Origin of the sequence: Arthrobacter sp. MYb221 (assembly GCF_002979835.1) — a bacterium.
Taxonomy (GTDB): Bacteria; Actinomycetota; Actinomycetes; order Actinomycetales; family Micrococcaceae; genus Glutamicibacter.
This window is the reverse complement of the sequence record NZ_PCPW01000016.1, coordinates 82602-97409: the sequence shown is the minus strand read 5'-3', so window position 1 is coordinate 97409 and position 14808 is coordinate 82602. Positions and strand designations below refer to the sequence as shown.

13 protein-coding genes are annotated in these 14808 nt (G+C 64.0%); all 13 read left to right on the top strand.

The annotated features are described in order from the left end of the window. Positions 1-219 precede the first annotated feature (219 nt). The 13 genes from CQ015_RS16395 to CQ015_RS16335 all read left to right on the top strand — a co-directional run bounded on the left by CQ015_RS16395 (position 220) and on the right by CQ015_RS16335 (position 14759). On the top strand, positions 220-1416 hold the full coding sequence (locus tag CQ015_RS16395) for an amidohydrolase (protein ID WP_105553939.1): 1197 nt from the start codon (positions 220-222) through the stop codon (positions 1414-1416). A 263-nt stretch (positions 1417-1679) separates the two neighbouring features. Then, positions 1680-2768, top strand: coding sequence for a BMP family protein (locus tag CQ015_RS16390; RefSeq protein ID WP_105553919.1), 1089 nt, complete (start codon positions 1680-1682; stop codon positions 2766-2768). 123 nt (positions 2769-2891) lie between these two features. Continuing rightward, a complete protein-coding gene (locus tag CQ015_RS16385) occupies positions 2892-4526 on the top strand; it encodes an ABC transporter ATP-binding protein (protein ID WP_105553918.1) in 1635 nt (544 codons plus the stop codon). Then, the gene (locus CQ015_RS16380) at positions 4523-5755 is read left to right on the top strand and encodes an ABC transporter permease (RefSeq protein ID WP_374954995.1); all 1233 of its coding nucleotides are present in this window, start codon (positions 4523-4525) and stop codon (positions 5753-5755) included. Before CQ015_RS16385 ends, CQ015_RS16380 begins: the two co-directional genes overlap by 4 nt. A 5-nt stretch (positions 5756-5760) precedes the next feature. Next, entirely contained in the window at positions 5761-7032 is a 1272-nt protein-coding gene (locus CQ015_RS16375; protein WP_096287811.1) for an ABC transporter permease, read from the top strand. 8 nt (positions 7033-7040) lie between these two features. Further along, complete coding sequence (locus tag CQ015_RS16370; protein WP_096287755.1) at positions 7041-7451, top strand: cytidine deaminase; 411 nt, start codon at positions 7041-7043, stop codon at positions 7449-7451. 60 nt (positions 7452-7511) lie between these two features. Then, the gene (locus CQ015_RS16365) at positions 7512-8825 is read left to right on the top strand and encodes a thymidine phosphorylase (RefSeq protein ID WP_096287753.1); all 1314 of its coding nucleotides are present in this window, start codon (positions 7512-7514) and stop codon (positions 8823-8825) included. A 305-nt stretch (positions 8826-9130) separates the two neighbouring features. Further along, the gene (locus CQ015_RS16360) at positions 9131-9805 is read left to right on the top strand and encodes a DedA family protein (protein ID WP_096287751.1); all 675 of its coding nucleotides are present in this window, start codon (positions 9131-9133) and stop codon (positions 9803-9805) included. 102 nt (positions 9806-9907) lie between these two features. After that, positions 9908-11089: an adenosine deaminase gene (locus CQ015_RS16355; protein ID WP_374955697.1), complete on the top strand. Its 1182-nt coding sequence runs from the start codon at positions 9908-9910 to the stop codon at positions 11087-11089. 112 nt (positions 11090-11201) lie between these two features. Then, complete coding sequence (locus tag CQ015_RS16350; protein ID WP_096287809.1) at positions 11202-11753, top strand: pyridoxamine 5'-phosphate oxidase family protein; 552 nt, start codon at positions 11202-11204, stop codon at positions 11751-11753. A gap of 13 nt (positions 11754-11766) precedes the next feature. Continuing rightward, entirely contained in the window at positions 11767-12435 is a 669-nt protein-coding gene (locus CQ015_RS16345) for a MazG nucleotide pyrophosphohydrolase domain-containing protein (protein ID WP_105650647.1), read from the top strand. A 108-nt stretch (positions 12436-12543) separates the two neighbouring features. Further along, entirely contained in the window at positions 12544-13824 is a 1281-nt protein-coding gene (gene eno, locus CQ015_RS16340) for a phosphopyruvate hydratase (protein WP_105553914.1), read from the top strand. A gap of 101 nt (positions 13825-13925) precedes the next feature. Continuing rightward, positions 13926-14759, top strand: a complete 834-nt coding sequence (locus tag CQ015_RS16335) for a septum formation initiator family protein (protein WP_105650646.1) — start codon at positions 13926-13928, stop codon at positions 14757-14759. Positions 14760-14808 lie beyond the last annotated feature (49 nt).

The window sequence follows — 14808 nt, the reverse complement described above, 5'->3', positions numbered from 1 at the left end:
GCCGGAGTTGGTGACGGTGAATCCGAATCTCACGGTGATGATGATTGGTGAGCGCTGCGCCGAACTGATCCGCGGCAAGTAGCGAATGTCCCGTGCCCCTGGCCCCGGTTCGCGATGAACCGGGGCCTGGGCTGGGATTGTATTGCGTAATTAGGCTCAAGGTTACGGCCCAGCTGGTCGCCGATTCCTCGACGGCGTATTCTCACAGGGGTGACCACCGTGAATGAAAATGGCAAGTTAGCTTCCGTCCAACCGTGGACCGAGCCGCTGCTGCCTGCGCTGATCGACTTCCGCCGCGAGCTGCACCGCAACCCAGAACTGTCCTTCGCGGAGCACCAGAGCACCGCGCGAATTCTCGCGGCATTGCGTGCCGCCGGGCTCGAACCGGTGGCCATGGAGCAGACCGGTGCATTCGTCGACGTGGGGATGGGGCCGATCCGGCTCGGGCTGCGCGCGGATATCGACGCGCTGCCGGTGATGGAAGAAACCGGACTGGATTTCGCCTCGCTGACCGACGGGGTGGCCCACGCCTGCGGCCACGACATCCATACCACCGTGATGCTCGGCGTCGCGCTGGCATTGCAGCGGATGGACGAGGCCGGGGCGTTGCACGGGAAAATTCGGGTGATCTTCCAGCCTGCCGAGGAGAAACTGCCCGGCGGCGCGCTGTCGGTGATCGAGCAGGGGATCCTGGATGAGGTGCCACGCGTGCTGGCCCTGCACTGCGATCCGCGGATCGACGTGGGCAAGATCGGTACCCGCATCGGCGCGATCACCTCGGCCAGCGATACCATTCGGATCGAGGTCAACGGCCGCGGCGGGCATACCTCGCGTCCGCATTTGACCGAAGACATCGTCTTCGCAATGAGCCAGATCGCCACCCAGGTCCCGGCGGTGCTCGGGCGCAAGGTCGATGTGCGCTCGGCCGTCTCGGTGGTGTGGGGGCAGATTCATGCCGGCAGCGCCCCGAATGCGATACCCGCTACCGGATACCTGGCCGGAACCATGCGTTGCCTCGATGGCGAGGTCTGGTATGCGGCCGGTGAGCTGCTCGATGCTACGGTCCGCCAGGTGGCAGCCCCCTATGGGGTGGAGATCAAGATGCAGCACACCCGCGGGGTGCCGCCGGTAATCAACGCTCCGAGCGAAACCGCGTTGATCGAAGATGCCGGTCGCCGAGAATTTGGTGCGGCCGCGATCGAATTGACCCCGCAGTCCATGGGCGGAGAAGATTTTGCCTGGATGACGCAGAAGGTGCCGGGGGCAATGTTGCGACTTGGCACCCGCACTCCGGGAGGCAAGACCTACGACCTGCACCGCGGGGACTATAACCCAGATGAACGATGCATCGGCACGGGCGTGCGTTTAATGACCGCCGCGGCGGTGCAGGCCATCGACGAAGCGCTGGCCAACTAGGGGAAACCCAAAAGTTTTTAACACTTCTTTGAAGCATTAACAAATCGTCATCTGACTTGGAGTTTGACGTTAAGCGCTTGCCGTTACGTGTTCGGGAAGTTACCGGTTTGCAATCTTCCACGTCTTTACCTCTGTCGTATCTCCGATAGGCTATGGAAACGATGGGAAAGCTAGTACTTTTGTGCCGCTCGCGAAGGCCATCTTCGTGGGGTTACAGGTTCCTCGCCTCCCGGTAATCTCGCACTTCACTCATGGAGGTTTAGATGCGCTTCGTATCGCGCAAGACCGGTATGGCCGCGGCCATGCTCGGCATTTCTGCTTTGGCATTGAGCGCCTGTGGCGCCGCTCCAGAGGAAACCGGCGGAGCTGCCGGCAACTCTGACTACATTGGCTGCATCGTTTCCGACTCGGGCGGATTCGACGACCAGTCCTTCAACGAATCCTCGCACCGCGGCCTGCTGGCCGCCGCCGACGATATTGGCTTCACCCCGCGCGAGGCGGAGTCGAAGTCGAACGCCGACTTCGCCACCAACCTCACCGGCATGATGAACGCCGGCTGCAATCTGACGGTCACCGTCGGATTCCTGCTCGGCGACGCAACCGCCGAAGCCGCTGCCGCTAACCCGGAGAAGCACTTCGCGATCGTCGACTTCCAGTACGAGGAGCAGATCGAAAACGTCAAGCCGATCATCTATGACACGGCTCAGGCAGCCTACCTGGCCGGCTATGCGGCAGCTGCCGCCTCGGAGACCGGCACCGTTGCCACCTTCGGCGGCGTCAAGATTCCTACCGTCACCATCTTCATGGACGGCTTCGCCGACGGCGTTGACAAGTTCAACGAAGACAAGGGCGAGGACGTCAAGCTGCTGGGCTGGGACAAGAAGAAGCAGGACGGCACGTTCACCGGCGACTTCGAAAAGCAGGACAAGGGCAAGCAGGTGACCAAGAACTTCATCGACAACGGTGCAGACGTGGTCATGCCTGTGGCAGGTCCGGTAGGCAAGGGCGCCGGCGCTGCGGTGCAGGACGCCAACAAGGCCGGCAAGGACGTCAAGCTGGTTTGGGTTGACTCCGACGGCTACGTGACCGCGCCGGACTACAAGGACGTCATGCTCACCTCGGTGGTCAAGACCATGGATAAGGCCGTCGAAGAGGTCATCGTCGCCGATGCCGCAGACAACTTCGATTCGACCCCATATGTCGGAACGCTGGAGAACGAGGGCGTTGCCCTGGCTCCATTCCACGACTTCGACTCCAAGGTTTCCGACGAAACCAAGGCAGAGCTCGAGGCCCTGAAGGCCTCGATTATCTCCGGTGAGCTGAAGGTTGAATCGGCTGCCAGCCCTAAGTAGGGTTTGGCGCACCACAGAATAAGTCATCCGAGCGCGTCACCGCTCACCGCCTGAGCGGTGTGCAGGTGACGCGCTCTATGCCTGCCCACCTGCCAGCAACCGAATAACAAAGATGGTGGAATCGTGAAACTCGAACTACGAGGAATCTCGAAAGCCTTCGGTTCTTTCTACGCCAACAAAGACATCGACCTCGTCGTCGATGATGCCCAGATCCACTGCTTGCTCGGTGAGAACGGCGCGGGAAAGTCCACGCTAATGAACGTGCTCTACGGTCTGTACCAACCGACCGAGGGGCACATCCTGCTCGACGACAAGCCGGTGGCATTCTCCGGCCCCGGCGATGCCATGGCCGCCGGCATCGGCATGGTGCATCAGCACTTCATGCTGATCCCGGTGTTCACCGTCGCCGAGAACATCGCCCTGGGCGCCGAAGCCACCAAGGCCGGCGGCGTGCTGGACCTGCAGGTCACGCGCAAGAAGGTCCGCGAAATCTCCGATCGCTATGGGTTCAACGTCGACCCGGACGCGGTCGTCGAGGATTTGCCCGTCGGCGTGCAGCAGCGCGTGGAAATCATCAAGGCGCTGGTCCGCGAGGCGAAGGTGCTCATCCTCGATGAGCCAACCGCGGTGCTGACCCCGCAGGAAACCGACGAGCTGCTGGATATCATGCGCCAGCTCAAGGCCAACGGCACCTCGATCGTGTTCATCTCGCATAAGCTGCGCGAGGTGCGCGCGGTCTCCGATGTGATCACCGTGGTCCGCCGCGGCCTGGTCGTCGATTCGGTCGCCCCCGAAACCTCCACCACCGAGCTGGCCAACCTGATGGTCGGACGCGCCGTGCAGCTGAATCTGGACAAGGAAGCGGGCACCCCGGGGGAGGCCAGTCTCGCGGTGCGCGAGCTGAGCGTCATCAACCCGGCCGGCACCACCACCTTGGACCGGGTCTCCTTCGACATCCATAAGGGCGAGATCCTCGCCGTGGCCGGGGTGCAAGGCAACGGGCAAACCGAACTGACCGAGGCGATCCTCGGCACCCAGCCGGTGAATGCCGGATCGATCAAGCTCGACGGGCAGGAACTGGTCGGCCAATCGGTCAAGGCGGTGCTGCGCTCTGGCGTGGGATTTGTCCCCGAGGACCGCTCGGTGCACGGGCTGGTCACCCAGTTCTCCATCGAAGAGAACCTGATCCTGGACCTGTACGACCGAAAGCCCTTCGGCAAGGGGATTTCGATGAATCTGGAGGCGATGAAGAAGAACGCGACCAAGCAGATCGCCGACTTCGACGTGCGCACCGACAACCCGCTGAACCCGGCGTCCAGCCTTTCGGGCGGCAACCAGCAGAAGGTGGTGATGGCCCGCGAGCTGAGCCGCGATTTGAAGCTGTTCATCGCCTCGCAGCCCACCCGCGGCGTGGATGTGGGCTCCATCGAGTTCCTGCACCGGCGCATCGTCGCCGAACGCGACAAGGGCACCCCGGTGCTGATCGTATCCACCGAGCTGGACGAGGTGATGGAGCTGGCGGACCGGATCGCGGTGCTCTACAAGGGCAAGATCAACGGCATCGTGCCGGGGGACACCTCCCGCGAGGTGCTCGGCCTGATGATGGCCGGAGTCTCCCAGGAGGATGCGACCAGCCAGGCCGGGCACGTGAAGGCGGATGCCGAACCCGTCGAGGCGACCCCGGTGCCGGTGGAAACCAAGCAGCCCGGCCAAGCAGCGCCGGGCGAAAGCAACGCAGCGGAAGGAGAAGCGCAGTGAGCGAGAACCCCATCGGCGAGATGCCGACCGCCGAGAAGCCGGCAGCGCAGCCCGATGGCGGGCGGGCGAACAACGAGCTCTTCCGCAAGATCACCCAGGGCCCGGGCATCGTCTCGCTGCTCGGCGTGATCGTCGCCCTGGTCATCGGCGGCCTGCTGGTAGCGGTCACCGACAAGAAGGTCATCGAGACCTCCAGCTACATCTTCGCCCGACCCAGCGATTTCTTCTCCCAGCTGTGGCGCGCGGGAACCGAAAGCTACGTGGCGCTGTTCAACGGCTCCATCTACAACTCCGCACGGGGCTTCTCCCCGTTCCTGGAGACCCTGACGGTCTCCACCCCGCTGATCTGCGCGGGCCTGGGCGTTGCCCTGGCCTTCCGCGCGGGCATGTTCAACATCGGTGCCCAGGGGCAGATCATCATCGGGGCCACGATGGCCGGCTATGTCGGGTTCGCCTGGCACCTGCCGCTGGTGCTGCACCTGCTGCTGGTGATCATCTTCGGGCTGCTCGGCGGCGCGCTGTGGGGCGGGTTGGTGGGCCTGCTCAAGGCCCGCACCGGCGCGCACGAGGTGATCTTGACGATCATGTTCAACTACGTGGCGCTGTACCTGCTGGACTTCTTGATGAACACCACCGCCTTCCGCCGTCCCGGCGAGACGAACCCGATCTCCCCGATCCTCGACGCCAACGCGACCTTCCCGGCGATGCCCGGTTCCCGGTTGCACCTGGGGTTCGTCATGGCGATCGGGCTGACGGTGCTGGTGGCCTGGATGCTCAAGCGCTCCACCCTCGGCTTCGAATTCCGCGCGGTAGGGCATAACCCGCAGGCCGCACGGACCGCCGGGGTGAACGTCGCACGGACCACCATGCTGGCGATGGCCTTCGCCGGCGCGCTGGCCGGTGCCGCCGGCGTCGCCCAGGTGGCCGGCACCGAGAAGGTGCTCACCGCCGGTGTGGCCGGCTCGCTCGGCTTCGACGCGATCACCGTGGCGCTGCTGGGCCGCTCCACCCCGTGGGGGACCTTCTTCGCCGGACTGCTGTTCGGCGCCTTCCGCGCCGGTGCGGTCAATATGCAGATCTCCACCGGCACCCCAATCGACATCGTGCTCGTGGTGCAGTCGCTGATCGTGCTGTTCATCGCCGCTCCGCCGCTGGTGAAATCGATCTTCGGCATGAACCCCAAGCGACGCGCGCGCGTCGCCGAAACCACCAAGGCAGGTGCCAAGTGACCACCATGACGACTCAAGGCCTGCAACCGTCGATCACGCTGTTGCCGAGCAAGAAAACCCCAATCGTGCTCAGCGTCATCGCACTGATCACGCTGATCAGCTTCGGCTTCCTAGGCAGCAGCCAGGCGGCGCACTTCTCGCTGAGCACCGCCACCGACGCGTTCACGATTCCGGACCTGGTCTTCCCGGGCATGGCCACGAATATCGTCTTCGGGGTGCTGCTGGTGGCCCTGGCGGCCTATTCCTGGAGGCTGCGCGCCAAGGGGCAGGCCCTGCCGACCTGGGCGGTGGTGATCGCCGCGGTGCTCTTCGTCCTGGGCTTCCTGATCTGGGTGGTCTCCGGGGCGAATATCAACAGCATTTCGCTGGCCAGCCTGCTGGCCGGCGCGGTGGTGCTCGCGGTGCCGCTGGTCTTCGGTTCGCTCTCCGGAGTGCTCTGCGAACGTGCCGGCGTGGTCAACATCGCCATCGAGGGCCAGCTGCTCGGTGGCGCGTTCACCGCGGCGATCGTCGCCTCGGTGACCAAAAACGCCTTCGCCGGGCTGATCGCCGCGGGCATCGCCGGCGCGCTGGTTTCCCTGGTGCTCGCGGTCTTCGCAATCAAGTACCTGGTCAACCAGATCATCGTCGGCGTGGTGCTCAACGTGCTGGTCTCGGGCATCACCGGGTTCCTCTTCACCACGGTGATGCAGGAAGATCCGGAACTGTTCAACTCGCCGGCCCACCTGCCGATCATCGCGATCCCCGGGTTGAGCGCCATCCCGGTGATCGGCCCGATCCTGTTCAAGCAGTCGCTGATCGGCTACCTGATGTACGTGGCGGTCTTCCTGGTCTGGTTCGGCCTGTTCAAAACCCGTTGGGGGCTGCGCGTGCGTGCGGTGGGCGAACACCCGAAGGCCGCGGACACCCTGGGCATCAAGGTCAACGCCACCCGCTTCTGGAACGTCACCCTCGGCGGCATCGTCGCCGGCATCGGCGGCTCGTTCTTCACCCTGGTGGCGATCGATTCCTTCACCAAGGAGATTTCCGGCGGCCGCGGCTTCATCGCGCTGGCCGCGGTGATCTTCGGACGCTGGAACCCGATCGGAGCCTTCGCCGCCGCGCTGCTCTTCGGCTTCGCGGATAACCTGCAGGTGATCTTGACGATTATCGGCACACCGGTGCCAAGCCAGTTCATGGCGATGATGCCGTATCTGGTCACGATCTTCGCCGTCGCCGGACTGGTGGGCCGCTCGCGTGGCCCGGCGGCCGTCGGCGAACCGTATGTGAAGGAATGACAATCCCCATGGAAAACAACACCGCGCCGTGGTCGCAGCTCGAAGCTGCGGCCGCGGCGGCGCTGTCCACGGCCTATGCACCCTACTCGAAGTTCCGGGTGGGCGCCGCGGCGCAAACCACCGATGGGCGAATCGTCTCGGGGTGCAATATCGAAAACGCCGCCTACGGGGTGACCCTGTGCGCCGAGTGCGCCATGGTCGGCGAAATGTTCGCCACCGGCGGCGGCCAGCTGGCGTACTTTGTCTGTTTCGGCCAGCTGGAGGCGGGCAAGGTCGAACTGATCACCCCCTGCGGGCGCTGCCGCCAACTGCTCTTCGAGCACCGGGGTGCCGACATGCTGATCAAAACCGATACCGGCATCCTCACCATGGAACAGCTGCTGCCCTACGCCTTTGGCCCGAACGATATTGCCTTGTGACCCGCGCGCTTTTGCGTAGCGAAGTCACCTCCGAGAAATTGACGAGTAAGGAACCAGATTATGGCTGCCGAAAAATTTAGTGCCGTCGATATCATCCGCACCAAACGCGATGGCGGGGAACTCAGCGGCGAGATGATCGACTGGACCATCGAGGCGTACACCCGCGGCGCCATCGCCGAAGAGCAGATGTCCGCGCTGAATATGGCAATCTTCTTCCGCGGCATGAACCGTTCGGAAATTTCGCGCTGGACCCACGCGATGATCAACTCGGGCGAACGCATGGACTTCTCCGGGTTGACCGATGCCAACGGCAAGAGGCTGGCCACCACCGACAAGCACTCCACCGGCGGGGTGGGGGATAAGATCACGCTGCCGCTGGCACCGCTGGTCGCCAGCTTCGGGGTGGCCGTCCCGCAGCTCTCCGGCCGCGGCCTGGGCCACACCGGAGGCACCCTGGATAAGCTCGAAGCCATTCCGGGGTGGCGTGCGGCATTGACCAACGAGGAGATGTTCGCCCAGCTTTCGGGTGCCGGCGCGGTGATCTGCGCCGCGGGCACCGGGCTGGCCCCGGCGGATAAGAAGCTGTACGCGCTGCGGGATGTGACCGCCACCGTGGACTCGCTGCCGCTGATCGCCTCCTCGATTATGAGCAAGAAGATCGCCGAAGGCACCGGCACGCTGATCCTGGATGTGAAGGTCGGTTCCGGCGCCTTCATGAAGGACGAGGCGATGGCCCGCGAGCTCGCCGAAACCATGGTCTACCTGGGCACCGATTCCGGGGTGAATACCGTCGCCTTGCTGACGAATATGGACACCCCGCTCGGGTTGACCGCCGGCAATGCGATCGAGGTCGAGGAATCCGTTGAGGTGCTCGCCGGCGGCGGGCCAGAGGACGTGGTCGAGCTGACCGTGGCCTTGGCCACCGAGATGCTCGCCGGTGCCGGGATCAAGGGCGTTGACGTGCGCGCCGCGCTGGGCAACGGCCAGGCGATGGACCGCTGGCGGCAGATGATCATCGCCCAGGGCGGCGACCCGGACGCGAAGCTTCCGGTGGCCACCGAATCGCATACCGTCTACGCGCCGGCCGAGGGCGCGCTGCTGAAGCTCGACGCGATGGATATCGGCTTGGCGGCGTGGTTCCTGGGCGCGGGGCGTGCCCGCAAGGAGGATTCGGTGCAGGCAGGTGCCGGTGTGCGCTTGCATGTGAAGCCCGGCGCCTTGGTGCGCCGCGGGCAGCCGATCGCGACGCTGCTGACCGATACCCCGCAGAAGCTGCCGCGCGCCATCGAACTGGTGGAAAAGTCGATCCTGATCGGTTCGGATACCGACCGGGCGGACACCCGCCTGATCTTCGATCGGATTGCCGCGAAGTAGCCGAACTTCCGCGAGCGCGCCGGAATCCCTGCAGCGCGAAGCGGCACCTGACCCACGCCGTGGTCGGGTGCCGCTGTCGTTTTTCGCGGTGGTCGTGAACCGCTGCTCCGCGCGCGGCTCTAGCTCCCGGCAAACTCCCGGGAACCGGAAGGCGGTGTTCAATCGTTGGACAGATGTCTCCACCCGTGGGTGTGGATGGATAAAATTCATTATGCGACGACGGTCGGATGCATCGGTGCGAGTTCTCGAGTGAGAATGTAATCACGGCGCGTCAGGCGCAAGCCCGGGGGAAGAAGCAGAGATTAATGGAACTGGTCAACGAGGCGATCACGCAGGCAGCAAGCGCATGGTGGGTGCTGCCGCTGTTGTTTCTGTTCTGCATGATCGATGCGTTTTTTCCGATCGTGCCCTCCGAGTCCTTCCTGGTCTCGCTGGCCGCCGTGGGCGTGAACACCGGGTCGCCCAACCTGGTATTGATTGCAGTGCTTGGCATTTCCGGGGCCATCGTGGGGGACCAGATCACCTTCCTGATCGGCCGCAAGCTCGGGGCGCGCGGCTTCGCGTGGATGCGCGGAAAGCGGGCGCAACGCGTGCTGAATTTTTCCGCGCGCAAGCTCCAGACCTCAGGGGCGCTGCTGATTTTCACCGCACGCTATATCCCCGTGGGCCGCGTCGCGGTGAATTTGACGGCGGGCGCCACGGGCTTCAGCCACCGCCGCTTTACCCTCTTCGACATCATCGGCTGCGTCACCTGGGGCGCCTATTCGGTGGGCATCGGAGCGTTGGCGGGCAATTGGCTGGCGCATAACAAACTGCTGGGAATCATCGTCTCGGTGGTGCTCGCGGTGCTGCTGGGCTACCTCATCGACCTGTTGGTCAATCGGGTGTTTGCCCGGTACAAGCGGCGCACGCAGAACGGCGCACCGGCCGAAACCTCCGGGGCGCTGGAGCTGGTCCCGCCCGAGCGCGAACAGGGTTAACCCGCCGGCTTGACGATGGTCACATAGCGGCTCGCAGATCTTTACCCAGCAGAACTATCTGTGCGGAGGAATTGCGACTAGGCTCGACCTGTGACTGAAGAAATGATTCATCTTGCCTATGATCCCGAGTTCGACTTCCGGGATCTGCCCAAAGTTTCGCTGCATGACCACCTTGACGGTGGCTTGCGCCCGCAAACCATCATCGACTTGGCAGCGGAGGTCGGCCACGAGCTGCCGGCCACCGACGCCGAAGCCTTGGGTGAATGGTTCCGTGAATCGGCCGACTCCGGTTCGCTGCCACGCTACCTGGAAACCTTTGACCACACCCTGGCCGTAATGCAGACCCGCGATGCGCTGATCCGCGTGGCTCGCGAATTCGTCGAAGACCTCGCGGCCGACGGCGTGATCTACGGCGAGGTGCGCTACGCACCCGAGCAGCACCTGCGCGAGGGGCTGAGCCTGGACGACGTCGTCGACGCCGTGCAGGAAGGGCTGGATCAGGCCTGCGAGACGCTGAACAACGAGGGCCACCCGATTCAGGTTGGCCAGCTGCTCTCCGCCATGCGCCAAGCAGACCGCGGCCTGGAGATCGCCCAGCTGGCCTTGCGCCACCGCGGACGGGGCGTGGTCGGATTCGACATCGCCGGCCCCGAGGATAGGTTCCCGCCTTCGCGCATGAAGGACGCCTTCGACCTGCTGGCCGAGAATCTCTTCCCCGCCACCGTGCACGCAGGCGAGGCCGCCGGGCTGGACTCGATCAAGGATGCAATCCTGGTCGGCCGCGCCACCCGCTTGGGCCACGGCGTACGCGTCGCGGAAGATATCGAAATCGAGTTCGGCGGCGTGGACGACGACGGGGAAACCCTGGACCAGGACACCGGACTGGTTTCCTTGGGCCCGGTAGCCAACTGGGTGCGCGAACGCGGCATTCCGCTGGAAATCTGCCCGTCCTCGAACCTGCAGACCGGCGCCACCGCCGGATTCGGCGAGGGAATCGAATCCCACCCGATCGACCTGCTGGTGCAGACCGGGTTCAACGTCACCATCTCCCCGGACAACCGGCTGATGAGCGGCACGGGCCTGTCCGATGAATTCGAATTGCTGGTCGAGGCCTTCGACTACGATCTCGAAGACCTGCTGGATCTGACGCTGAACGCCGCCGAGGCGGCCTTCGTGCCGCTGGAAATGCGTGAACTGCTGGTCGAATACATCAACGACTACTACGCCGACCTGCTCGACGAAGACGACGATGAGGACGACGACGAGGATTACGAAGAGATCTAGTTCTCGACGCAATCATTCGCGCAAGGGCCACCGAACCGGTGGCCCTTGCGACGTTTAACCCTGCCCGAGGCAGGGTGGCGGGAGCCGAAATCGATGCACTATGCTCGAATTTGTGGGCAAAATCTTTGAGGGCATAGACGAGAACCTGAAGACCTGGATTCAACGGCAGCCGATGTGGTTCGTGGCCACCGCGCCGCTATCGGACCAAGGGCATGTGAACATCTCCCCGCGCGGGCATGACTCCTTTTCGGTGCTGGGCCCGAACCAGGTGGCCTGGGTGGACTACACCGGCAGCGGGGTGGAAACCATCGCGCATATCCGGGAAAACGCCCGGGTGTGCCTGATGTTCAATTCCTTCGACGACCGGCCACGCATCGTGCGCCTGCACGGGCGCGGGGCGGTTCACCTGCCGGGCGAGGAAATCTTCGAGAAGGTTGTTGCCTTGCACCCGGAGCATCCAAGCACCCGCGCGGTGATTTCGGTTCAGCTCACCCGGATCAGCGACTCCTGCGGTTGGGGAGTACCGGTGATGGAGCTCGCCGGGGAACGGGAGCTGCTGCGCCTGCAGGCCGAGAAAAAAGGCGCCGCGGGCATGGAAGAGTACCGCACGCAGAAGAATTCGCTGAGCATCGATGGTCTGCCCGGGCTGCCCGCATCCATGTGATTAGCTTGTAGGCATGCAAAGCGAGAGCGAATTAGACCGGCTGATCTGGATCGTCGGGACCTTGCGGGAGCGCTGCGCCTGGACCGGCGCGTTGACCCATGAGTCCCTGCGCACCTACCTGATCGAGGAATCCTATGAGGTGCTCGACGCGATTGGCGCGCAGGATGCGCAGCTATTGTGCGAGGAGCTCGGGGACTTGCTCTTCCAGATCCTGCTCCATGCGCGGATCGCCGAGGAACGGGAGCACTTCGGCCTGCAGGAGGTGGCCAAGGCGTTGGCCGACAAGCTGCAACGCCGCAACCGGCATGTCTTCGATGCCCAGGGTGGGCTCGAACCGGTGATCACCACGGACATCGCTGAGATCATCCGGATTTGGGATGCGGCCAAGCAGTCCGAACGCGCCGGGGCGCCGCGGCGTAAGAATGCCGGGCTTCCCGCCGGTCTTCCCTCGCTGGCGCTGGCGCAAAAGCTGCTGGACCGGCACCGGCGTGCGGGGGCCGCGAAACTGCCGGAGCCCACCAGCGAAATCCGGGGGCGGGTGCATGACGCGCAGAGCCTTAGTTCCGAACTGCTGGCCCTCTCGGCGCGGGCCGAGGAGCTTGGCTTGGATGCCGAAACGGTGCTGCGCGACGCGCTGGCGAAAAATTATGCTGGAACGAAGCGCGAAACAACGTCGCCCTAACAAGGGGTGAAGCGCTAGGCTAGGGAACAGGCAATGGTGCCAACGGTCGATCGGACCGCTGGATCGACCAGCCCTTAGACAACCCCTTTATACAAGGAGTCCTTACTCATGGCATTGATTGACGCCATTCACGCGCGCGAAATTCTTGATTCCCGCGGAAATCCGACCGTTGAGGTCGAGGTCCTACTTACCGATGGTGCCCATGGCCGCGCCGCGGTTCCATCCGGTGCTTCCACCGGCCAGTTCGAAGCCGCGGAACGTCGCGACGGCGACAAGAAGCGCTACCTCGGCAAGGGCGTCTTGGGCGCCGTTGGGTCGGTAATCGAAGAGATCGCCGACGAGCTGGAGGGCCTGGACGCCACCGACCAGCGCTCCATCGACCAGGCGATGATCGAGTTGGACGGCACCGCCAACAAGTCGAAGCTCGGCGCCAACGCCATCTTGGGCGTTTCCCTGGCCGTGGCCAACGCCGCGGCCGCCAGCGCCAACCTGCCACTGTTCAAGTACCTGGGCGGCCCGAACGCCCACGTGCTGCCGGTGCCATTGATGAACATCCTCAACGGCGGCTCGCACGCCGACTCCGATGTGGACATCCAGGAATTCATGATCGCTCCGCTGGGCGCCGATACCTTCTCCGAAGGCCTGCGCTGGGGCGTCGAGGTCTACCACAACCTCAAGTCGGTACTGCAGGAAAAGAAGCTGTCCACCGGGCTGGGCGACGAGGGCGGCTTCGCGCCGAACCTGCCAAGCAACCGCGCGGCACTGGAACTGATCACCGAAGCCATCAAGCGCGCCGGCTACACCCCGGGCAAGGACATTGCCCTGGCGCTGGACGTGGCCTCCTCGGAGTTCTACGAGAACGGCGCCTACCAGTTCGAAGGCGAAGCGCGCAGCGCACAGCAGATGAGCGATTACTACGCCTCGCTGGTTGCCGACTTCCCGCTGGTATCCATCGAGGATCCGCTGGATGAGAACGACTGGGAAGGGTGGAAGACCCTGACCGACAACATCGGCGACAAGGTGCAGCTGGTCGGCGATGACCTCTTCGTCACCAACCCGGAACGCCTGGCTCAGGGCATCAAGACCAATACGGCGAACTCGCTGCTGGTCAAGGTGAACCAGATCGGCACCCTCACCGAGACCCTGGACGCCATCTCGATGGCCCAGCGTGCCGGTTACACCACCATCACCTCGCACCGTTCGGGCGAGACCGAAGATGTCACCATCGCCGAGATCTGCGTGGCCACCAACGCCGGCCAGATCAAGACCGGTGCCCCGGCCCGAAGCGAGCGCGTAGCGAAGTACAACCAGCTGCTGCGCATCGAAGAGGACCTGGGCGAGGCAGCAGTTTACGCAGGAACCAGCGCGTTCCCGCGTTTCAACAGCTAATCTTCAGATAAAACGAATAAGCTCGTCGGTAGTTGGATACCGACGGGCTTATCGTTATTTAATGGAGATACCGTTGGAAGTACGAGTTTGAATGGGGGAGTATGGCGCAGCGACCACCGCGCATGCCGCGACGAAACACCCCAGCAAGCACCGGGAAACCGGAAGCTGACTCCGGTGAACGTAGCGAAATAGACGAAGCACCGGCAGCCGGCGCGCGCAGTGAAACCAGTGGGGCCCACCAGGCGGAGCCAGCCACCGACGCGTTGCACGTGGTACCAAGCGCGAAAAGGAATGCTCCGGCGGCGCGCAGGGCGCGGACGGCTCCATCCCCGGAACGCAAAACAGCTGGCACCGGTTCTTCTGGCGCGCCCGCGGCGCCGCGGCCAGCCAAGCCCGCCGCGGGGAAACCGAAGGCGCCGCTGCGCGAACGTGCCAAGGAGAAGCAGAGCGAACGCCGCCGCGATGACCGGGTGAAGTTCTCCGCCGCAGTCCGCCGCAAGCCGGGGGAGAAGGCCGAGGCACACAGCCAGCTGCCAGCCGGCGAACCGGTGGCGGCCCATCGCTTCTCCGGACGCGTGGCCGCACTGCTGGTAGTGCTCGCGTTCTTCGCCGTGATGCTGGTGCCCACGGTGAACTTCTACCGCACCCAAATGACCGAAATCAACGAACTGCGTGCCTCGATCAGCGCGAAGGAGCAGCAGCGCGACGATCTGAAGGCCGAGATCGCACGTTGGGACGACCCGCTGTATATCAAGCAGCAGGCCCGCGAACGGATAAACTTGGTGATGCCGGGCGAAAAGCTGTACAAGGTGGTGGGCGAACTTCCAGCTGAGGAAGAAGTCCAAACAAGCAATGGCAGCACCTATGAGGTGCGCGCCGATCTTCCATGGGTTGATGCGCTGCTCGATTCGGTGCATCGCTCGGCGACCGACTGATAACTTACCGGCTCCCTGCACCAGGGACGAACCACACGACGCGAAAAGA